Raw genomic sequence first — 22229 nt, 5'->3', positions numbered from 1 at the left:
TTACTCTTCGTTTCCTCAGGATATTTCATCCAGATGCACGACCGGAGCATCCTCCTCTTTCTGCCCCATGAAACGGGGGAAGAAAGAGGCATGCTGCTTACGGAGATGTTCAACCGATACCGCCATGACGCCATCAAGCTTCAACACATCACCGCCGATACGGCCCAAGCGGGATACCGGTACACCAGCCGCCTGTGCAGCCTCCAGCACTGCATCAGCCTGCTTCGTGGCCAATACATACCGGGCCTGATCCTCAGCAAACCAGTAGACATGCTCCGCCAGTCCGGCCGGTCCTTTTTCAAGGATGCATCCCCTGTCACCTGCCATGGCCATCTCAGCCAAAGCAACGATCAGGCCGCCGTCTGACACATCATGACAGGCTTCGACAAGACCTTTCTGGATCTGCTCACGCACGAAGTCGCCATTGCGCCGCTCTGCCGTAAAATCAACAGCCGGCGGGGCTCCTTCCTCACGACCCAGGATTTCCTTCAGCCAGATGGACTGACCCAGCTCCCCCCTGGTCTCACCAACCAGAAGAAGCTCACCGTCCTGCGGCATGGCCAGACCAACGGCCTTCCGGACATCATCCAGAACACCGACACCACCAATCACAGGAGCTGGCTGAATGGCCGTCACCGAACCATCATCACCACGGGTCTCATTATACAGGGAGACATTGCCGCTGACGACCGGGAAGTCCAGAGCACGCCCCGCATCGCCAATCCCTTTCACAGCCTCGACGAACTGCGCCATGATACGTGGATTTTCCGGGCTGGCAAAATTGAGATTGTCCGTCATGGCCAATGGTGTGGCACCTGTGGCTGTCAGGTTCCGCCACACTTCCAGCACGGCCTGAGCTCCCCCAACATACGGATCAGCCTGACCGTACCGTGGTGTGCAGTCGGTCGTCATGGCGAGAGCACGGTCAGTCCCTTCCACCCGGACGATGGCCGCATCAGCCCCACCTGGACGCTGGACAGTCTGCCCGCCCACGCCGCTGTCATACTGGTTCCATATCCATGCACGGGAGGCCCCATTGGCACCCGCCAGAAGGCGGCAGAGTCCTGCCTCTATTCCACATGGATCAGCAGGCGCCACCAGAGCAGGCTGCCGTTCATACACCACCGTAGGCCGGTCATAGATCGGAGCCTCATCGGCCAGCGGACCGAGAGGAATATCCGCTTCAACCTTTCCATTATGCCGCACGATGATGCGTCCACTGTCAGTCAGCTTTCCGACAATGGCAAAATCCAGTTCCCACTTCTCGAAAATCCGGCGAGCTTCTTCCGTTCTGTCAGGACGCAGCACCATGAGCATGCGTTCCTGACTCTCGGAAAGCATCATCTCATAGGCATGCATGTTGGGCTCACGCTGCGGGACATGATCCAGCTCCAGATCAATCCCGACACCACCCTTGCTGGCCATTTCCACGGCAGATGAAGTCAGGCCCGCTGCCCCCATGTCCTGAATGGAAATCACCGCATCGGTGGCCATCAGCTCCAGACAGGCCTCCAGCAGAAGTTTCTCGGTGAAGGGGTCCCCCACCTGCACGGTCGGACGTTTGGAGCTTGATTCGGAATCAAACTCCGCTGAAGACATGGTGGCACCATGAATCCCGTCACGCCCCGTCTTGGAGCCGACATAAACAACCGGATTACCTACACCTGCCGCAGCTGAAAGAAAGATACGATCCTGCCGGGCAATCCCGACCGTCATCGCATTGACCAGCGGATTGCAGTTATAGGAAGAATGGAAGTTCACCTCACCGCCAACGGTCGGTACCCCCATGCAGTTGCCATAGCCACCAATACCGCGCACGACACCATCCACCACACGCTTGGTATCCTTGTGGGAGGCATCACCAAAGCGCAGGGCATTCAGGTTGGCTATGGGGCGGGCACCCATGGTGAACACATCACGCAGGATACCACCAACACCCGTTGCGGCTCCCTGATAGGGTTCAATGAATGACGGATGATTGTGACTTTCCATCTTGAAGACGGCGGCCAAGCCTTCTCCAATATCAATCACACCGGCATTCTCACCCGGACCGTGGATGACCCATGGAGCCTTGGTGGGCAATGTCTTGAGGTGAAGACGGGATGACTTGTAGGAACAGTGCTCCGACCACATGACGGAGAAAATGCCAAGCTCTGTCAGGCTCGGCGTCCGTCCCATGATGTTCAGCACCGTCTCATATTCGTCATCTTTCAGGCCGAAAGAGCGTGCAAGCTCGATATCAACAGGTGCTGCTGTCATCAGCCCAGTGCCTCCATGATCCCGTTAAAGAGCGGCAAGCCGTCCGTGCCGCCAAGGATCTCCTCTGTCAGATTTTCAGGGTGCGGCATGAGACCACAGACACGGCGGTTCTCACTCAGCACACCGGCAATGGACCGGGCACTGCCATTCATGTTTACGTGCTCGTCCCCGTCCTTCACCTGCCCCTCTGCGGTGCAGTAACGGAAAGCGACACGGCCTTCTCCCTCCAGACGGTCCAACACGTCTGGCGCAGCCGTGTAGTTGCCGTCCCCATGGGCCATGGGTGCACGGAAAACATCACCATGCTTCCAGCCAGACGTGAAGATGCTGTCACGGCCTTCAACCTTCAGGTGACAGTCCTGCGAGAGGAAGCGCATCCCCGCATTACGCAGGAGCGCCCCCGGCAACATCTGGGCTTCCGTCAGAATCTGGAAACCATTGCAGACACCAAGGACATAACCACCCTTCTCGGCGAACTGGCGCACGGCTTTCATGATCGGTGAATGAGCCCCCATGGCACCGCTACGGAGATAGTCCCCAAAGCTGAACCCACCGGGGAGGACGATCAGGTCAAACCCTTCGACACTGTCCTGCTGATGCCAGAGCATCTGAGGTGTCCGGCCGGATACCACCCGGAAGGCCTGAGCCATGTCGCGCTCCCGATTGGTGCCCGGAAAAACGACGATACCTGTTTTCATTGACTGTCTACTGTCCTCTACTGAGCCGCTGGTGCCGAGGCGATGGGCCGTATCGTGGAAGAGCACGGATAGTTGTCATGCAGGGCCCGGTAGATGCCACGCCCGGCGGGTTCGTTCATGGCATCTTCATGACCAGCATACCACCCGACAACCAAAGCCCGGAGCTGGGCTCCCCGGATTTCCTTCGGGACACAGAAAGCCACCGGTGTATGGACTCCCTCGACCGTGGAATAATTGCGGGCCCAGACCTCACTGTCCATCGTTCCGGCCAGATAGCCGTCACAGGCGAGCAGGCCACTCTCATGCGTGCACATGGAGACGAGGCCACGTCCCGGCAGAGAAGAAATATTCTGCGCTTCAGCCCTCTGTTCAACATACATGCCGGCCATGCCCGTAGGGCAGGCATAGTTGGCATGAAGGGCCTGATAGACGGCCCGTCCGGCAGGCTGGGCGGCCACGCCATCATGACCAGCCAACCAGCCGACAACAAGCGACCGGACCTGAATACCCTTGATCCCCGCAGGCAGACAGAAAGCCGTCGCAGGGCGTGCCCCGACCAGAGCCCCAAAACTCTGCGACCAGGCAGCACCATCGACCACACCGGCCAGATAGGACCCGCAGGCAGCCCGCTTGGACTCTTTCTGGCAGAACTTTTCCAGCTCAGCGCCTGAAAGAGATGAAATACGCTGAGCGTGAGCCGCAGTCCCCAAGAACACGCATGCCATGCTGAAAAACAGGGCAAGCCCTGTCTGCCGAACAGACTTTTTCATCCAACCACCTCTACCCGAAAATCCTCAATCACCTCATTGGCCAGAAGAGCACGAGCCATTTCAGCTCCCTTCTCCTTGGCCGCCTCTGCACTGTCAGTCTTCACGCACAGATCCACCACACGGCTGATCCGCACATCAGATGCCCCCTCGAACCCGAGAGAATGCAACGCATGCTCTACTGCCTTGCCCTGCGGATCCAGCACACCGTCCTTCAGAGAAACAAACACCCTAACCTTCATCACACACTCTCCGCAGCTACGCTTTCAGCCTGGCCATGTTCCGGAAGGATACCCAGACGACGTGCCACTTCCTGATAGGCCTCACCGACGCCACCCATGTCCCGACGGAACCTGTCCTTGTCCATCTTCTCCTGTGTCCGGCTGTCCCACAGACGGCAATTGTCTGGTGAAATCTCGTCAGCCAGGACTATCCTCATCTCGTCCCCCTGCCAGAGACGACCGAACTCCAGCTTGAAATCAATCAACGTGATCCCGACACCCGTAAACAGGCCGCACAGGAAGTCGTTCACCCGCAGGGCGAGGCTCTGGATTTCCTCAAGCTCCTGCGGATGCGCCCAGCCGAATGTGGCAATATGCTCTTCGGAAACCAGCGGGTCATTCAGCGCATCATTCTTGTAATAATATTCCACAAGGGTCCGGGACAGACGCTCACCTTCAGGCAGGGCAAAACGCTTGGAAAGGGACCCCGCCACAACATTGCGGACCACGACCTCCAGCGGAATGATCTCCACCTCCCGCACCAGCTGTTCGCGCATGTTCAGGCTGCGGATGAAGTGGGTGGGAATGCCCAGCTCCCCCAGACGCTGCATCAGATATTCGCTGATCCGGTTGTTGAGAACACCCTTGCCCGTAATGACGCCACTCTTGGCCCCATTGCCTGCCGTTGCATCATCCTTGAAGTACTGGACGACCGTTCCCGGCTCCGGCCCTTCAAAAATGATCTTGGCTTTTCCCTCATAAATCTGACGACGGCGAGCCATGTCATTCAATCCTTAATCGATGCACCTACAGGTCGTCCGGGCAGCCTAGCACAGCTGGACGCCCTTAGACGAGCCTGAGATCAGGCCGGCAGCTCCGGCCCTGCTGTTCAGCCAAAAACGCGGGCAAATATCTGGTCCACTGCACGGAGATGCCGTGCGGGATCCAGAGCATCATCAAGCACGGCCTTCTCGACCCGTCCGGCCACCTCGGGATCAGCCTCCAGATTTTCACGGAATGTCCGGCCTTCTGGCGTACCGAGCTTCGTCCATGTTGCCATGGCGGCACGCTGGACGATCCGGTAGGCATCCTCCCGGGAAATGCCAGCACGGGCCAGAACCAGCAGCACCTCGCCAGAATGGACCACGCCACCAAGGCTTTCCACATTGGCAAGCATCTGGTCTGGATAGACCACCAGTTTCTCCATCATCCCGGACAGGCGGGCCAGGGCGAAGTCCAGCGTGACCGTCCCATCCGGGCAGATGTTCCGCTCCACAGAGGAATGGCTGATGTCACGCTCGTGCCACAGGGCCACATTCTCCAGCGCCGGAGTGACATAAGAGCGGATGAGACGGGCCAGGCCCGTCAGGTTTTCGGACAGAACCGGGTTCCGCTTGTGGGGCATGGCCGAGCTGCCCTTCTGCCCGGCATGGAAGAATTCTTCTGCCTCACGCACCTCAGAGCGCTGGAGATGCCGTACTTCCGTTGCCAGACGCTCGATCCCGCTGGCGATCACGCCCAGAGCGCAGAAAAAAGCCGCATGACGGTCACGGGGGATCACCTGCGTGGAGACAGCCTCCGCCTTCAGCCCCAGGTGATTGGCCACATATTCTTCCACCTCGGGAGAGATATGGGCATAGGTACCCACCGCACCGGAAATGGCACAGACGGCGATTTCCTCACGGGCCACCTCAAGACGGCGACGGTTGCGGGCAAACTCGGCATAATGCCCGGCCAGCTTCTGACCGAAGCTCATCGGTTCAGCATGGATGCCGTGACTGCGCCCGATGGTGACGGTATGTTTGTGCTCATGGGCACGCTTTTTCAGTGCAGCCAGAAGGATGTCCATGTCCTCCAGGAGAATATCGGCCGCCTGCGTCAGCTGTACGGCCAAACAGGTATCCAGGACATCAGAGGATGTCATGCCCATGTGGACAAAACGGCTCTCCGGTCCGACCTTTTCTGCCAGCCATGTCAGGAAGGCAATGACGTCATGGCGGGTTTCGGCTTCAATCTCATCAATCCGGGCCACATCAGCATCGGAGAATGCCGCCATGGCCTCATCACCCTTCGTGCGGATGATCCTGGCAGCTTCTTCCGGAATCTCCCCTCTCTTGGCAAGCGCCTCACAGGCCAGAGCCTCAATCTCGAACCAGATGCGGTAACGGTTGACCGGTGACCAGATGGCCGTCATCCGAGGACGCGAATAGCGGGGAACCATGACGTAACTCCTGCAGAAAAAGCAATCCAGCCCTGCTTACCCCAAACAGTACCCTCTTGCCAGAGCCGACAACGAAAAGAGACCGGCTTTTACAGGAAGGAAAGCAGAACCGTCTTTATCAATCTTCTCCGGAGAAATCATTTTACTGCATCAGAAAAGATTTCTGGCTATAATGGAGGGCCGACAAAGGCAGGCCGGACACTGCAAATACGATCGTGTGATCATGTCTCTTTTCCATTTCATCGTGATGGTCTGTCTGACCATCCTCCTGAATCTGGCCCTCAGCGGCTATAACGTGATCATCCTCAAGAGGATCATAGACAGCATCAGACCAACCGGAACCGATGAAAATTTCCAGTCCTCCGAGACACAGGCAGAAATACGGCGCTACAGGCGGCAGGCTTTGATCTTCGGCACGGCTCTGGCTGCATTTCTCAGGATCGGGCTGACCCTGATCCTCAGTGATCTCCTCATTTTTTCCTACACGAAACTTGTAGCCAGCGTTCTGCTGTTCTGGACAAGCTGGACACTGTACCGTGCCCTCACGTCCCCCGTCCCGGAAGAGACAAGCAGCCACTCAACCAGCCTGGCCGAGGCCATTCCCAAGATCATCATTGCGGACCTCGCCCTCGGATTGGACAATATTCTCGCCATCGCCTGTATGTCCATCCATCACCACATCATCCTCATTGTCGGGCTCGTCATTTCCCTCGTGATCATCACGGTCGGCGTCATCCATACGCCCACCCTCCTGTTGCGGATGCGCTGGCTGGGCTGGGTTGGCGTCCTGATCATGCTCGGCCTCAGCCTGCACCTTCTTTACCAAGGCTATCATGATATCCGCTTTCCGAACGTCCATTAAACCGCCAGGCAGACCGGGGCGGACAATCCTCCGATGCGTTCTGGCCCTCGCCTGTTCTGCTCCGGCCGTGACAGCATGGGGCGACACTTCCAGATCACTGGAAGCAGAGCTCGGCCTTTCCCCTTCTGTTCCATCCGCATCGTCTCCATCCCGGCTGGATGAATGGAAAGCGCTGACGGCCCCGGGAGGCACGGCCTACCCAGCCCAGCGTTATGCGGCTTTTCTCCGCCAGCAACCCGCCTGGCCGTTGCAGAAACGCATCGAAAGCCGGTATGAACGGGCCATGCTGATGGAAACGTCGGCGCAGGCACGTCAGGCCCTGTGTCCTGCCTTCCCCATCATGCGCAGTGATCTTCTCGCCGCCTGTGCCTCCTTTCTGCCGGACCTCCCAACCCAGGCACGTCGGCTCTGGCGGGAAACAGACATGGGTCCGACAGAACAGGGGCTTTTCCTTACCCGTTTTTCAGCCCATCTGACAGCCGATGATGAACTGAAACGCTACGAGCGGCTGGAACGCAACGGCCCGGTCACCCTTGCCAGGGAGCAGCTTCAACGAACACCTCCTGCTCTGCGTCCTGTCCTCACAGCACGGCTGGCCAACCGTTTTGCCACGGCTGACGCCGATGCTGCCTTCCAGAATACGGATGCCTCCAGCGATGCCATGCTGGTTTATTATCGACTGAAATATCTGCGCCTTCACGACCGGCTGGATGAAGCCATCCAGCTCTGGCAGCAACCGCTTCCCACAACGTCCGTCGGTGCCCTCTCCCCGCCGACGGTCACACAATGGCAGGACGAGCGTACAAATTTTGTCCGGGCCCTGTTACGCTCCAGCAGACATGATGCCGCACTGACGGGTTTTGCCCTGCTGGACACCATACCTGCCTCCAGCCAGACCGAAGACAGCCACATGATGGCCGGATATATCGCCCTCATGCTGCTGCATGACCCCAACCGGGCTGCACCACATTTCAAGGCTCTGGCAGCAGAAACAGACCTGAACCACCGGGCCGCAGGGCTCTACTGGCAGGCCCGAAGTCTGGAAAGCCAGCACCCGGACCAGGCCGGACCACTCTTCAGGAAAGCAGCAACCCTGCCGACCACCTTTTACGGCCAAATGGCTCTGGCACGATTGACGCACACAGCATTTCTCTCGGCCACCAACCTGGACATGCGTTTCCTCGCACTGCTGAAACAGCAACTGGCTGCTCTGCCCCCCATGCCACCAGCAGGAAAGTCGCCACGACCTGATCTGATGGCAGCCGCAACACGGCTGCAACAGGCTGGTGACAACCAGAATGCTACCCTGTTCCTGACCTATCTTCAGGGCAGGACACAGGATGACCGGGCGGGGCAGCCAGCCATAGCACGCCTTTCAACCAGACTTGGCCTGCCCAAGCCTGCCATCCTCGTGGCCCGACAGCTGGCCCGGCAGGGTATCGCCTTCTATCCGGGAGGCTATCCGTCACCCCGTGTCATGGTCCCCACTTCCCTGCCCCCGAGCCTCATGCCAGCCCTGATCCGCCAGGAAAGCAGCATGGATAAATACGCTGTCAGCCCCCGCCATGCACTTGGCCTCACGCAGCTTCTCCTGCCAACAGCCATCCGGACAGCAAAACGCCATGCTCTACCGTATCAGCTGACATCCCCTGCCGACCTGCTGGACCCCAACATCAACACGACGATCGGCAGCCTTTTCATGGAGGACCTTCAGGCCCAGTTCGGTCAGGTTTTGCCCTACGCACTGGCTGCCTACAATGCCGGGCCTGGCCGCTCCAGGCAGTGGCAGGACGAAATAGGCGGCCCCACGTCTCCAACACGTGAAGATGAAGACAGTCTGCTGCGCTGGATTCTCCTCATCCCCTATAAGGAAACACGAGTCTATATCGAGCACATCATCACGGACATGTCCCTTTATGCACTTCTCCTGACCCATTGATCTTTTAGGGACGAATCATAAAAAAAGCGGTCCCAGACGGGACCGCTTTTCCACTGCCAGAAACAGGCCTGGATCAGTTGGCCGGAGCAGCTTCCGGAGCCGGAGCAGCAGGCTGGGCCGGAGCTGCTTCCGGAGCCGGAGCTGCAGGCTGGGACTTCTGCAGGGAAGATGCGTTCAGATCTTCAGTAGCCTGCGGAGCCTTGCCGTCTTCCTTCTTCTGGCCATGCTTCATGTTGCACTTCTTGCCATGATGATGGTGATGGCGAGCATGATGGGCATCAGCAGCAAAAGCCGGAGCAGCAGCAGCTGTCAGGCCGATCAGAGCGACAGCAGAGAGAGACAGTTTCTTCATAAAATCCTCCTCAATCGTCCTTCCATGTGACGACGGGGGCAGTGTAGGATGAATACTTCTGCAAAACAATCCACACAGCACTAAAAGAAATATTACATAAAAAACAGGTCTGTAAGTCCACCCCATCCAGACCGGGCAACAGATCTTTCGTCTGCTGGTCCTGTCAGCCTGCATTCCCTCCGGGAGGCCCATAGATTGCCCCGGCCCGGGTAATAAAAGCCTTGACCATCAAGCGGACCCCCTCATTGAAGACCATGCCGATAGCATTCCTCAGAAGGCGGGACCGGAACTCAAAATCCACAAAGAAATCGACACGGCAGCCCTGCCCCTCCGGTGTGAAGGTCCAGACATTCTTGAGATGTTTGAAAGGACCACGCTCATAGCCCACGACGATACGATGGGGACGCTCCAGCCGCACACGGCTCGTATAGCTTTCCCTGAACGGTCCGAAGCCGATTGTCAGGTCGGCCAGCAGCTCGTCTTCCGTACGTGACCGAACGACCGATCGCACGCACCAGGGCAGAAACTCGGGATACTTGCCAACATCAGCTACCAGATCAAAAAGCTGCTCAGCAGAATAGGGAATCACTCTCTGTTCAGCGTGTGTCGGCATCAGCCCTGACCCTTTTTCAAACGACGTTCCCGGGCCTCACGCAGCTCGGCAAAGTCCCGGTCCGCATGATAGGAGGACCGGGTCAGCGGAGACGAGCTGACCTGAAGGAACCCCTTCGCCCGGGCCATGGCACCGTAATCAGCAAATTCATCAGGCGTGACGAAGGCTTTCACTGCCGCATGTTTGACAGTGGGTTGGAGATACTGACCCAGTGTCAGAAAATCGACATCGGCAATCCGGAAATCATCCATCACCTGCGCCACCTCCATCTTCTCTTCACCCAACCCCAGCATCATGCCGGACTTCGTGAAGATGGACGGATCAAGCTTCTTGGCCTCATCCAGAAGACGGACTGACTGATAATAACGGGCCCCCGGGCGTATCCCCGGATAGAGCCGGGGCACCGTCTCGATATTGTGGTTGAACACATCCGGCCGGGCTTCCACAACCACCTCCAGCGCACCCGGCTTCCGCAGGAAATCGGGTGTCAGGATTTCTATGGTCGTACCGGGCGACGCAGCCCTGATGGCGGCGATCACATCGGCAAAATGCTGCGCCCCGCCATCAGGCAGGTCATCACGGTCCACCGATGTGATGACCACATGCTTCAGCCCCAGCTTGGCCACAGCCTCCGCCACATGGGCAGGTTCATCAGGGTCCAGCCGGTTGGGAAGGCCCGTCGTGACATTGCAGAAGGCACAGGCCCTCGTGCATATCTCACCCATGATCATCATGGTCGCATGGCGCTGGGACCAGCACTCCCCGATATTCGGGCAGGCTGCTTCCTCGCAGACGGTCGCCAGGCCATGCGTGCGCATCAGCTCTCTTGTCTCATCATAGACGGGATTGCTCCCTGGAGCCTTCACCCTGATCCATGAAGGTTTCTTCTGGATGGGGTTGTCCGGCCGATGAGCCTTCTCAGGATGCCGTATGGCCGCCATACGCTCCCGCTGATGATTGATGACGATACGCTGGACCATGAATCAGATGTGCAGAGCACCCTCATAAGCGGCAAGAACGGCCTCGTGCATCGTCTCCGAGATGGTCGGATGCGGGAAGACCGTTTCCATAAGCTCGGCATCGGTCAGCTCGCCCGTACGGGCAATGACATACCCCTGGATCATCTCCGTAACTTCGGAGCCGATCATATGGGCACCGAGCAGCTCGCCCGTCTCGGCGTCAAAGACCGTCTTGGTCATGCCTTCAGGCTCACCCATGGCCACGGCCTTGCCGTTGGCCAGGAAGGGGAACCGCCCGACACGGACCTTGTAGCCCTCTGCCTTGGCCTTCTCCTCGCTCAGCCCCACGGAAGCCACCTGCGGACGGGCATAGATGCAGCCCGGAATGTTGCGGGCATGGAGAGGCTCCGGAGAGCGTCCGCTGATCTTCTCGACGCAGATCACACCTTCATGGCTTGCCTTGTGGGCCAGCCACGGCGGAGCCGCCACGTCACCGATGGCATAGATGCCCGGCTCACCCGTGCGGCAGAACTCGTCCGTCTGGATGTGCGAACGGTCCACCTTGACCTTCGTCCCCTCGAGGCCGAGGTCTTCCACGTTACCGACGATGCCCACGGCGCAGATCACACGATCCACCGTCAGGTCAACCTTGCCTTTTGCCGTCTCGATCGTGGTGGAGACCTCATTGGCCCCCTTCTTCAGCGGACCAACCTTCGCACCCGTATGGATGGTCATGCCACGCTTCTCGAACGCCTTGTGCGCCTGTGCGCTGATCTCGGCATCCTCGGTCATGAGGATACGGTCAGCCACTTCAGCAATCGTGACCTCACAGCCAAGATCACGATAGAAAGAGGCAAACTCGATGCCAATGGCACCAGAACCGATGACCAGAAGCCGCTTGGGCAGCGTATCTGGCGTCATGGCCTCACGGGCACCCCAGACAAGCTTGCCGTCCGTCTCAAGCCCAGGAAGCTGACGCCCCCGTGCCCCGGTGGCCAGAATGACATGAGGCGCACGGATCTGGGCCGTTTCCTTGCCATCCTTCGTGATGGAGACCTTATGCGCCTCACCAGCACGACCGGCCAGCCTGCCACGGCCATCAAAGGTCGTGACCTTGGCTTTCTTCAGAAGATGGGCCACGCCCTTCCCCATCCGCTCCGCCACGCCACGGGACCGTTTCACGATGGCTGCGAGGTCAAAGGACGGCTGGTTGGCAGAAAGACCGTACTCCTGGAGATGGCCGAGCGTATGATACACCTCGGCGGAGCGCAGCAGGGCCTTGGTGGGGATGCAGCCCCAGTTGAGGCACACGCCACCCATGTGGGTGCTCTCCACCAGAGCCACATTCATGCCAAGCTGGCTGGCCCGCAGTGCGGCCACATAGCCCCCCGGGCCACCACCGATCACAACAAGATCAAAAAGGTCGGACATGATCAAAGCACCAGAGAATAAGGGTTCTGAATGAGGTCACGCAGCGTATTGAGCCACTGCGCACCAAGAGCACCATCCACGGCACGATGATCCACCGAGAGCGTGGCCGTCATGACGGTTGCCACGGCCAGCTCACCATCCCGCACCACGGGGCGTTTCTCACCCGAAGCAACCGCAAGGATGGCAGCCTGCGGCGGATTGATGATGGCAGCGAAGTCCTTCACGCCAAACATGCCCATGTTGGAAATGGAGAACGTTCCACCCTGATAGTCCTCAGGCGAGAGCTTGCCATCACGGGCACGGGTCGCAAGACTGCGGGCCTCCTGACTGATCTCCCTGAGGCTCTTGCGGTCAGCCTGCCGGATGACCGGCGTCACCAGCCCATCCGGCACGGAGACGGCCATGGAAATGTCCACATCCTCGAAATGCAGCATCTCGGTCTCGGTGAACTGGACGTTCAGGCCCGGCAGCTTCTTCAGGGCAAGAGCCACGGCCTTGATCATCATGTCATTGACAGAAATCTTGCAGCCCTCTGCCTCCAGAGCCTTGTTCAGGCGGCTGCGCAGGGACAGCAGGGCATCCAGCTCGATATCGACAGAGACATAGAAATGCGGCACCTGTGTCTTGGATTCCGTCAGGCGGCGGGCAATCACCTTCCGCATCCCGGAATGCTTCACATGCTCCACATGACCAGCTGCCGGAGCGGCCGCAGACGACGCAGCCGGAGCAGGCTTCTGCCCCTTCGCCTTCTCCACGTCACGCCGCAGGATGCGGCCATTGGGGCCTGTCCCTGCCAGGCTGGCAATATCAACCCCATGCTCCTTGGCAATGCGACGGGCCAGAGGAGAAATGAAGATGCGCTCCCCTTTGCCTTTTTCAGGTGCAGCCGGCTTCCTGTCCGGGTCGAAAGAGGAAATCTCAATCGGGGCGGGAGCCTCGTCCTTTACCCCGGCCTTCTTTTCCGGTTCCGGCTTTGCCCCGGCAGCCGGAGCCTCCGGAACATCTTCCCCCTCATCCACCAGAATGGCGATCGGGGTTTTCACGGCCACATGCTCGGTCCCTTCCGGAATGAGGATCTTCCCAAGAATCCCCTCATCCGCCGCTTCCACTTCCATGGTCGCCTTGTCGGTCTCGATCTCGGCGATCACATCGCCGGACTGGACCATGTCACCCTCTTTTTTAAGCCAGCGGGCGACAGTACCTTCCGTCATGGTCGGAGACAGGGCCGGCATTAAAATATTGATTGCCATCGGTTTCAGTCTCCAAACTGCTTGCGCACAGCCTCAACAATCCATTCCGGCTTGGGCAGGGCCAGCTTCTCCAGATTTGCTGCATAAGGGAGAGGAATATCCAGCCCGCAGACACGGGCCGGAGGGGCATCCAGCCAGTCAAAGGCCTGCTCGACGGCAACCGTGCAGATTTCGGACCCGATGCCCGCAACCGGCCAGCCTTCTTCCACCGACACGATGCGGCTCGTCTTCTTCACGCTCTTGATGATCGTTTCCGTATCGAGCGGACGCAGGGTCCGCAGGTTGATCACCTCGGCCTCGATGCCCTGCTCGGCCAGAAGCTCGGCAGCTTCCAGAGCCACGCCAACCATGATGGAGAAAGCGACCAGCGTCACATCCTTGCCTTCACGCTCGATCTTGGCCTTGCCGATCGGCAGGATGAAATCCTCATCCACCGGGCATGGGAACTTCTTGCCGTACATGATCTCGTTTTCCAGAACCACGACCGGGTTCGGATCACGGATGGCGGCACGGAGCAGGCCCTTGGCATCTGCCGCAGACCACGGAGCCACGACCTTCAGGCCCGGAATGTGGGCATACCAGCTGCCAAAGCACTGGGAATGCTGCGCCCCGACACGGGCCGCTGCTCCGTTGGGACCACGGAACACGATCGGACAGGACATCTGACCACCGGACATGTAACGTGTCTTGGCGGCAGAGTTGATGATGTGGTCCACAGCCTGAAGGGAGAAGTTCATCGTCATGAATTCGACGATCGGCTTCACACCGGACAGGGCGGCACCAACGGCCATGCCGGTGAAGCCATGCTCCGTGATGGGCATGTCCATGACACGCTTTGCACCGAATTCATCCAGAAGGCCCTGACTGACCTTGTAGGCACCCTGATACTGGGCCACTTCCTCACCGAGCAGGAACACGTCCTCATCACGACGCATCTCGGCAGCCATGGCATCACGCAGAGCCTCACGCACGGTGATCTCGGCCGTCTCCCCCCATTCAGGCTCGACCAGATCGGTCGTGGAGGTGCTGGCCGGAGCCTGTGGTGCGGGCGTCTGGGCAGGAACGTTCTTTTCCACCTTGGAAGCAGAGCCAGCCTTGGGACCGAGGTCCAGCCCGTCCGCTGCAGAAGCGTCCTCACCTTCCTCCAGCAGGACGGCGATGGGCGTGTTCACCGCCACGTGGTCCGTTCCCTCGGTGACGAGGATACGCCCCAAAACGCCTTCCTCGACGGCTTCCATTTCCATGGTGGCCTTGTCGGTCTCAATCTCGGCGATCACTTCGCCGGGCTTGACCACATCACCTTCTTTCTTGACCCAGCGGGCCAGTGTTCCCTCCTCCATCGTCGGGGAGAGAGCAGGCATGAGAATAGGAGAGGCCATGAGTTATTCCCCCACCAGAACGTCGGTCCAGAGCTCGGATGCATCCGGCTCAGGGCTGGTTTCTGCAAATTCGGCAGCATCCTTCACAGTGGCCTTCACATCCTGTTCCACTGCCTTGAAGAAGGCTTCATCAATCCCGTGCTTGATCATTTCTGCTTTCAGCGTTTCGATCGGGTCACGTGTCCGGCGCATCTCGTCCACCTCGGACCGCTGGCGGTACTTCGCCGGGTCTGACATGGAATGGCCACGATAGCGGTAAGTTTCCATCTCCAGCAGGAACGGCCCCTTGCCGGAGCGGCAATGCTCCATGGCTTCTCTGGCGGCCTGATAAACAGCGGCCACATCCATGCCATCCACCTTGCGGGATGGAATTCCCCACGGAGCGGCATTCTTCGAGAGGTCCTTGGAGGCGGAGGAGCGCTCAATTGAAGTCCCCATGCCGTAACGGTTGTTCTCGATCACATAAAGGCAGGGAAGCTTGTGCAGGGCGGCGAGATTGAAGCTCTCATAAACCTGCCCCTGATTGGACGCACCCTCACCGAAATACACGATGGAAACGGCACCATCCTTCTTGTAGGCACTCGTCAGGGCAAGGCCGGTCCCGATGGCCACCTGCGCTCCGACAATACCATGCCCTCCGTAGAACTCCTGTTCCTTTGAAAACATGTGCATGGAGCCACCCTTGCCGTGGGAATACCCCCCTGAACGGCCTGTAAGCTCCGCCATGACGCCACGGGCCGTCATGCCAGCCACCAGCATCTGCCCGTGATCACGATAGGAGGTGATGGAACGGTCGCCCTTCTTCATGGCGAGACCGATACCAGCCACGACAGCTTCCTGACCGATATAAAGATGGCAGAAGCCACCGATCAGCCCCATGCCGTACAGCTGGCCGGCCTTTTCCTCGAAGCGACGCACAAGGAGCATTTCCCTGTAGGCACGCTCCATTTCCTCCCGTGATAGCGCCGGGCCATTCTGCCGGTTCGGCGCGTCCGTCATAGAACCCATGACACTCTCCCGCGGTTGACGATTTCAGATAGGGCGGACTTGTAACAACAGTCCCTTCCAAAAGCTAGCTATCCGAGACCCCCTCCAACCATTTTTTATACCGGACCGGTACTCTTTTCAGAAACCGAGCAGCCTGCGGGCTGCAAGCCCCGGATCTTCCTCACGCAACAGTGATTCTCCGACCAGAACGGCACTGCACCCTGCCTCGCCAACCTTGGCCAGATCATCCGGCGTGGCAATGCCACTCTCGGACACGACAAGACGATCCGGCGGAACCTGCGGAGCAAGGTCCAGCGTCGTCTGAATGTCCGTCTTCAATGTCTTGAGGTTCCTGTTGTTGATGCCGATCAGGAAACTGTCATAAGCAAGCGCCCGATTCAGCTCTTCTTCGTTGTGCACCTCAAGCAGCACATCCATGTCCAGACCACGGGCCAGAGCGATCAGCTCAACAGCCTCATCTTCCTTCAGGGCGGCCATGATAAGCAGGATGCAGTCCGCCCCGATGAGGCGGCTCTCATGAACCTGCCATGGCTCAAGGATGAAATCCTTCCGCAGGATCGGAAGGCTGCATGCAGCACGGACGGCCTGAAGGTCTTCCGCACTCCCGTGGAAACAGGACCCTTCCGTCAAAACGGAAATACAGCTTGCCCCAGCATTCTGATAGGACCGGGCGATCTGCGCCGGATCATACTCAGGCCGCAGGATTCCTGCCGATGGAGATGCTTTTTTCACCTCTGCGATGAGTCCCACACGCCTGTCAGCCGTAATATGCTGAAGGGCCTGACCAAACCCACGGGTCGGCATGGAGACTTCCTTTGCCTTGGCAGCAATCTCCTTCAGCGGCATCACCTGCATCCGCTGCTCGACATCAAGGCGGGTCCGGGCACAGATGCGCTCCAGCACATCACCGCCGCTCTCCCCGCTACCTGATGTGGCAGGCTGGGGGACTTCCGACGCTACCGCCTCCTGTGCATCACCATTTGAAGGGACATCAGAAGCCGGAACCTGTCCACCATCCTCTGCAGGGGCAAAAGCAGCCATCGACCGCTGTGGCAAAAAAATCATGATCGTCCTGAATCTTTACCTTGGAACATTACCGAACGGTTCTAGCGTTCAGTCCTGAGCACTTACACCCGTTTGAGCCCGGATTAAAGCCTTCCGGGCCAGCCCTTCATCAAGGGAGCGGGCTGCCTCGGCCACGTTGCGCCTCAGAGCGGGAACAGAGAGACGGCCACTCTCAAGCAGATTCCCCCGCCCGGCAACATGCAGGCCAACAGCTGCATTCAACAGCACCGTATCCCGATAACAGCCTGTTTCTCCTGCAAAAAGAGCCCTCATGCGCTGGGCATTGCAGATGGGGTCTCCCCCCTTCAGGGCGGCAATGCCGTAATGCGGCAGACCGGCCATTTCCGGTGTCAGGTCAAAAGAAATGATCTCCCCATTCTCCCACACATCATTGTGTGTTGGGCCAGCGAGAGTCAGTTCATCAATCCCGCCTTCATCCGTATGACCATGCACAACCCAAGCGGAAACAGCCCCCAGCTCACCCAACACCCGGGCCACTGGCCGGCACCAGACTTCATCAAACACGCCCACCAGCTGCCGCCGGACCCGCGCCGGATTGCAGAGCGGCCCCAGAAGGTTGAAGAGTGTCCTGAAACCAAGCTGTTTGCGAACAGGTGCAGCCACACGCATGGCCGGGTGATGGAACGGCGCTGCCAGAAAAGCGAGATTTTCCTGCCTCAGACGTTTTTCCTGCCGGGCATGGTCCGCATCGGCAGGAATCCCCAGAGCTTCCAGAACATCCGTTGCCCCGGCCCGGGAAGACAGGGCCCGCCCCCCGTGCTTGGCCACGGGCACGCCCAGCCCAGCCAGAACAAAGGCCGTGGCTGTGGAGACATTCAATGTTCCCAGGCCATCGCCCCCTGTGCCGCAGACATCCACCGTGTCATCCGGCACGTTCTGCAAGGCCTGCATACTCTGCCGCACGGCCTGCACAGCACCTGAAAGCTCCTCAACGGTCTCTCCCCGCATCTGAAGGGCCATCAGGAAAGCGGCAAGTTCAATATCCGAAACGGCTCCCTGCATGATGAGCCTGAAAGCCTGCTCCGCCTCAGAAACATCCAGCTCCTTTCTGGCGGCGACTTTCCTGAGAAAAGACGCAAATGGCTTCTCCTGCCCGCCCATCAGCCAGTTGCACCCTCTTTCTGCGGAAGAACATTGGCCAGTCGCAAAAAGTTGGCCAGAAGGTCACGCCCGGAATTGGAGGCAATACTTTCAGGGTGGAACTGCACACCATGGATCGGATGCTCCCGGTGACGGACCCCCATGATGACACCATCCTCCGTCCTTGCATTGACGATGAGCGAATCCGGTATGCTGTCCGGGTCCAGCGTCAGGCTGTGATAGCGCACCATATCCACCGGGTCGGGCAGCCCGGCAAAGACCCCGCTGCCATCGTGATGGATGGCATTGATCTTGCCATGCATCGGCACGGCAGACCGGACGACCTTCGCCCCGAAGACCTGCCCAATGGACTGGTGGCCCAGACAGACACCCAGCACGGGGACCTTCCCCGCTGCTTTTTCAATCAGCTCACAGCAGATACCCGCTTCATCAGGGGAACAGGGGCCGGGAGACAGCACAATGGCAGAGGGATTCATCTCCAGCGCCCGGTCTGCGGTCAGCGCATCATTCCGTTTCACCGCACATTCCACACCCAGTGCTCCGAAATGATGCACCAGATTGAAAGTGAAACTGTCATAGTTATCAATCAGCAGGATCATCTGACTCTCTCCTCACATCCAGAGGTCATATCTACTTTCTCAGATGATGTGCGGGATGAGGAATTACACCCCCCTTCCCCAGAAAACGCCTGCTGCCCATTATGAACAGCCTGACCAATGGCCGCCTCCGCAGCAGTGAAGAGCGCCCGGGCCTTGGCTCTCGTCTCCTGATATTCCGCCTCAGGGTCAGATTCCGCCACGACACCGCAACCGGCCTGCACATGCATCTGGCCATCCTTCAGCAGGGCCATGCGCAGACCGATGCAGGTATCCATGTCACCATCCGCTCCGAAATAGCCGACACACCCGGCATAAGGGCCACGCCGGGTGGGCTCCAGCTCGTCAATGATTTCCATGGTGCGTATCTTCGGCGCCCCGGTCAGCGTTCCCGCCGGGAAAGCAGCCGAGAGAGCATCCAGCGCCCCGCACCCCGGCTTCACCCGTCCTGTCACGGTCGATGAAATATGCATGACGTGGCTGTAGCGCTCCACCACGAAACGGTCGGGCACTTCTACGGTCCCGAGCTGGGACACACGCCCCACGTCGTTCCTGCCCAGGTCGATCAACATGAGATGCTCGGCAAGCTCCTTGCCATCAGCGAGCAGCTCTTTCTCCAGTGCCAGATCATGGGCCCGATCCCGCCCGCGGGGCCGGGTTCCGGCCAGAGGACGGACCGTTACGATACCATCCCGCATCCGCACCAGAATCTCCGGGGACGACCCTACGAGGGTGAATTCACCCAGCTCCATCAAAAACAGGAACGGTGCCGGATTGATGCGCCGCAAACTGCGATACAGGGCCAGTGACGACAGGGGAAACGCTGTCGTGAAACGCTGGCTCGGAACAATCTGGAAGGCATCACCCGCTGCAATATAATCCTGCGCCGTCCTCACCTTCTGGAGAAAAGCCTCATGCGTGATGTTGGAAACAGGCTCCGCCAGCCGGGTTCCCTCTGGCAGGGTCTCTGCCGGGTCAGCAACGGGCTGCCGCAGAGCGGCCACAGCCTTCTCCAGCAGCGCCTCCCCTTCTGCCCTGGCCATGCCATCACGCAACGGGGTGGCCAGAATCAGCTCGTCCCGCACCGTATCGAACACAGCAAACAGCCGGGGACGGATCATCACCCCTTCTGGCAGGTCCAGGTCATTCGGCGGCGGGTTGGGAAGGTCTTCCATCTGCCGGACCATGTCATAGCCCAGCACGCCAAAGACACCGCCAATCATCGGGGGCAACCCCTCCGGCAGGTCCATACGGCTCTCATCAAGCAAAGCCTTCAGCGACACCAATGGAGCCGCCTCTTCCGGCCTTCCATCACGGAATGCCTGACCATCCTTGCAGCGCCAGATCGTATCCGGCAGCAGGGCTATGATGGAATACCGCCCTCTGGCAGCGCCTCCCTCCACACTCTCGAAAAAGAGGCGGTACGGATCATCCACCAGACGGGAAAGACGGAGAAAAACCGAGAGCGGTGTCAGCAGATCGGCTGCTTCTACCCTATGTAATATCCTGCTCACTGCTGGCCCAACCTTCCTGAAATCATGCTCAGCACCCTCTCATTCACATCACTGAACAGAGCTGCATTGAAATGACGGGGAGGAGCCTCCCGGGTATAGGACATGCCCAGCGTCTCCTGAAGATCATTGCGGTAAGCCCCGGCTATCAGGCTTGCCTGACGCTGCCGGATGGCCTGCATCATGGTCGGTGATTCCGCATACTGCCCTGTCACATTGACAAGCCAGTAGCCATCTCCCTCCTGGAGCATGGCTGTCTGTCCCTGTTTCTGCTCAAGCGCCGCCCTGAGAATGAGGGCGGGCACATCGTTCCGCAGCTGGAGGCGAGAAAAATGCTCATCCTTCTGGAGCATGGCTTCCTCTTTCTGTCCTGCCAGAGCCTGACGCAGCCCCTCTTTTTTCGCCTGCTGATACAGGGCGGTGACCCTCTGCTCAGTGGCGTGTTTCCGGGCATCCGCCAGCCAGGCATCCTTGACGGCCTGCTGCACGGCCTCGTACGGCTCCTGCCTGCCCGGCGTGACACCATCCACCAGCACGGCAAAAGCACTGCCATCCGGTCCGGTCACGACATGCGGCGGCTCATCTTTCTTCTGACTGAAGACCTGCTCTATCAGAGCCTGACGCAGGGCAGCATCACCCGGCAAAGGAGCAGGCTCCCCGCCCGGCAGATTGCCATGGGAATCCAGACTGCCTTCCAGAGGGAAAGCACCAATGTCGGCCGGAACCTTGTCCAGCATGACAGACCCGGCCACGGCCTCCTCAAAGGCTCTCTGACGGTCCTTCAGCATGGCCGTCGCCCGTTCATTGGCCAGATCCTCACGGAGACTGTCCTTCAGGCTTTCAAAACTGGCATGTCTCGCAGGCTTGACGGACAGCACATGTACCACGCTCCAGCCAGCGGCCGTATGAACAGGCGCAGAAACATGACCCTCCGGCGTGGCAAACGCTGCCTTGCCCAAGGCCTCATCAGGCAGATCGGTCAGACGGGCGTCATTCAACGTGGCAGGAATGGCTTTAGGGTACTGCTTCTGCAAAGCCGCCCAAGACTGCCCTCCCCGCCATGCTGCCGCCAGACTCTTTGCCGTAGCCTCATCCGTCACGGCCAGCACCTCAATGGAGCGCAGTTCCGGACTGTTATGCCGGGCCGCCTCGGCGGGGTCCTGCATCTTCATCCTGTATGCCGCCTGGAGGTCCTCATCAGAAATCTGGATCGTTTTTGCGACACTGCCTGCCGTCATGATCACGATCCGGGCATGACGGTACTCCGGCTGCCGGAACTGCCAGAGATGGTTCTGATAATAACGCTTCAGCTGCCCATCAGTCGGTTGGGCAGACACCTCTCCCAGAGAGAACGGCAGACGCACCATATCCACCACGGCGCCATGACCGATGTAGTTCATCAGCCAATCCAGCTCCTGCGCCGGGGGCTGCACGGTTTTACCGAATGCAAGCAGAGTGGCACTACCATAAAGCATGCGCCGTACTTCCTGCGTCAGATCCTGATGGCTCATATTGTTACGCCCGAGCACCGCCTCCATCTTCTGCGGGTCAAAGCGGCCACTGGGATCCTGGAAATCCGGCATGGCAAAAACAACCCCACGAATCGTTTCATCCCCAGGATTGAGGCCATTCCGCCTGCCAGCCAGTTCTCCCTCATGCACCAGAATGAGACTGCGCAGGGCCGTATGGCCGATCTCCTGCCGTCCCTGCGGGGTCTTCAGGAATTCAGCCGAACCACCCGTCTGCTGAAGGACAGAGGCAACCTGATTCTGGATGGCTTTCTGAAACTCGGCAGGGGTGATCTTGTGTGCTCCGACCTGCACCACGGTATCACCGCCCAGACCGGCCATGCCGCCGCCCAGCCCAAAAAAGGTGCCTCCCAGTACAACAAAAGACACGAAAACCATTAAGGCGATCACCCGGCCGAGCCAGGAGTCAACCAGGAAATGACGCAGGGCAGTAATCATCGAAGACGC

20 protein-coding genes are annotated in these 22229 nt (G+C 59.1%); 2 read left to right on the top strand and 18 right to left on the bottom strand.

Translation table 11 applies throughout. The features are described from left to right. Positions 1–15: 15 nt before the first annotated feature. From purL to purB, 6 genes are all read right to left on the bottom strand, one after another. Positions 16–2259: a phosphoribosylformylglycinamidine synthase subunit PurL gene (gene purL, locus DTI93_RS02345; protein ID WP_248460552.1), complete on the bottom strand. Its 2244-nt coding sequence runs from the start codon at positions 2257–2259 to the stop codon at positions 16–18. Then, positions 2259–2957, bottom strand: a complete 699-nt coding sequence (gene purQ / locus DTI93_RS02340; RefSeq protein ID WP_043560318.1) for a phosphoribosylformylglycinamidine synthase subunit PurQ — start codon at positions 2955–2957, stop codon at positions 2259–2261. The genes purL and purQ overlap by 1 nt, the downstream gene beginning before the upstream one ends. 17 nt (positions 2958–2974) lie before the next feature. Next, positions 2975–3727, bottom strand: a complete 753-nt coding sequence (locus DTI93_RS02335; RefSeq protein WP_052349075.1) for a Rap1a/Tai family immunity protein — start codon at positions 3725–3727, stop codon at positions 2975–2977. Next, entirely contained in the window at positions 3724–3966 is a 243-nt protein-coding gene (gene purS / locus DTI93_RS02330) for a phosphoribosylformylglycinamidine synthase subunit PurS (RefSeq protein ID WP_043560321.1), read from the bottom strand. The genes DTI93_RS02335 and purS overlap by 4 nt, the downstream gene beginning before the upstream one ends. Further along, positions 3966–4727, bottom strand: coding sequence for a phosphoribosylaminoimidazolesuccinocarboxamide synthase (purC, locus tag DTI93_RS02325; protein ID WP_043560324.1), 762 nt, complete (start codon positions 4725–4727; stop codon positions 3966–3968). The genes purS and purC overlap by 1 nt, the downstream gene beginning before the upstream one ends. 107 nt (positions 4728–4834) lie before the next feature. Beyond that, a complete protein-coding gene (gene purB / locus DTI93_RS02320; protein WP_043560325.1) occupies positions 4835–6166 on the bottom strand; it encodes an adenylosuccinate lyase in 1332 nt (443 codons plus the stop codon). A gap of 172 nt (positions 6167–6338) precedes the next feature. Between purB and DTI93_RS02315 the strand changes: the two genes are divergently transcribed. After that, positions 6339–7028: a TerC family protein gene (locus DTI93_RS02315; RefSeq protein ID WP_249079531.1), complete on the top strand. Its 690-nt coding sequence runs from the start codon at positions 6339–6341 to the stop codon at positions 7026–7028. Next, the gene (locus tag DTI93_RS02310) at positions 7000–8967 is read left to right on the top strand and encodes a lytic transglycosylase domain-containing protein (RefSeq protein WP_249079529.1); all 1968 of its coding nucleotides are present in this window, start codon (positions 7000–7002) and stop codon (positions 8965–8967) included. The genes DTI93_RS02315 and DTI93_RS02310 overlap by 29 nt, the downstream gene beginning before the upstream one ends. Positions 8968–9040: 73 nt before the next feature. Here the strand turns inward: DTI93_RS02310 and DTI93_RS02305 are convergent, their stop codons facing one another. The 12 genes from DTI93_RS02305 to DTI93_RS02250 all read right to left on the bottom strand — a co-directional run bounded on the left by DTI93_RS02305 (position 9041) and on the right by DTI93_RS02250 (position 22220). Continuing rightward, positions 9041–9319 carry a hypothetical protein gene (locus tag DTI93_RS02305; RefSeq protein WP_043560331.1) on the bottom strand — a complete coding sequence of 93 codons (279 nt, stop codon included), beginning with the start codon at positions 9317–9319 and terminating at the stop codon, positions 9041–9043. A 163-nt stretch (positions 9320–9482) separates the two neighbouring features. Further along, complete coding sequence (locus tag DTI93_RS02300; protein WP_043560335.1) at positions 9483–9932, bottom strand: type II toxin-antitoxin system RatA family toxin; 450 nt, start codon at positions 9930–9932, stop codon at positions 9483–9485. Continuing rightward, on the bottom strand, positions 9932–10912 hold the full coding sequence (gene lipA, locus DTI93_RS02295; RefSeq protein WP_043560338.1) for a lipoyl synthase: 981 nt from the start codon (positions 10910–10912) through the stop codon (positions 9932–9934). The genes DTI93_RS02300 and lipA overlap by 1 nt, the downstream gene beginning before the upstream one ends. 3 nt (positions 10913–10915) lie before the next feature. Further along, entirely contained in the window at positions 10916–12322 is a 1407-nt protein-coding gene (lpdA, locus tag DTI93_RS02290; protein ID WP_081563099.1) for a dihydrolipoyl dehydrogenase, read from the bottom strand. Positions 12323–12324: 2 nt separating this feature from the next. Further along, positions 12325–13572 (bottom strand): pyruvate dehydrogenase complex dihydrolipoamide acetyltransferase, encoded by a 1248-nt coding sequence (locus DTI93_RS02285; RefSeq protein WP_249079527.1) that lies wholly within the window; start codon positions 13570–13572, stop codon positions 12325–12327. A 5-nt stretch (positions 13573–13577) separates the two neighbouring features. Beyond that, positions 13578–14951, bottom strand: a complete 1374-nt coding sequence (locus tag DTI93_RS02280; RefSeq protein ID WP_086431029.1) for a pyruvate dehydrogenase complex E1 component subunit beta — start codon at positions 14949–14951, stop codon at positions 13578–13580. 3 nt (positions 14952–14954) lie between these two features. Beyond that, a complete protein-coding gene (gene pdhA, locus DTI93_RS02275) occupies positions 14955–15959 on the bottom strand; it encodes a pyruvate dehydrogenase (acetyl-transferring) E1 component subunit alpha (RefSeq protein WP_043560353.1) in 1005 nt (334 codons plus the stop codon). 117 nt (positions 15960–16076) lie between these two features. Next, positions 16077–17024 carry an indole-3-glycerol phosphate synthase TrpC gene (gene trpC, locus DTI93_RS02270; protein WP_043560355.1) on the bottom strand — a complete coding sequence of 316 codons (948 nt, stop codon included), beginning with the start codon at positions 17022–17024 and terminating at the stop codon, positions 16077–16079. Between the two features lie 48 nt (positions 17025–17072). Next, a complete protein-coding gene (trpD, locus tag DTI93_RS02265) occupies positions 17073–18146 on the bottom strand; it encodes an anthranilate phosphoribosyltransferase (protein WP_248460548.1) in 1074 nt (357 codons plus the stop codon). Then, on the bottom strand, positions 18146–18745 hold the full coding sequence (locus DTI93_RS02260; RefSeq protein WP_043560360.1) for an aminodeoxychorismate/anthranilate synthase component II: 600 nt from the start codon (positions 18743–18745) through the stop codon (positions 18146–18148). Before DTI93_RS02260 ends, trpD begins: the two co-directional genes overlap by 1 nt. Then, positions 18742–20256, bottom strand: coding sequence for an anthranilate synthase component I family protein (locus tag DTI93_RS02255; protein WP_249079525.1), 1515 nt, complete (start codon positions 20254–20256; stop codon positions 18742–18744). The genes DTI93_RS02260 and DTI93_RS02255 overlap by 4 nt, the downstream gene beginning before the upstream one ends. Beyond that, positions 20253–22220 carry a peptidylprolyl isomerase gene (locus DTI93_RS02250; RefSeq protein ID WP_283162702.1) on the bottom strand — a complete coding sequence of 656 codons (1968 nt, stop codon included), beginning with the start codon at positions 22218–22220 and terminating at the stop codon, positions 20253–20255. The genes DTI93_RS02255 and DTI93_RS02250 overlap by 4 nt, the downstream gene beginning before the upstream one ends. Between the last annotated feature and the right edge of the window lie 9 nt (positions 22221–22229).

The sequence above is a fragment of the Parasaccharibacter sp. TMW 2.1884 genome (genome assembly GCF_023337695.1).
Classification (GTDB): domain Bacteria; phylum Pseudomonadota; class Alphaproteobacteria; order Acetobacterales; family Acetobacteraceae; genus Bombella; species Bombella apis.
Note: the sequence above shows the minus strand (reverse complement) of the source record. Positions and strands in the feature narration are given on the sequence as shown.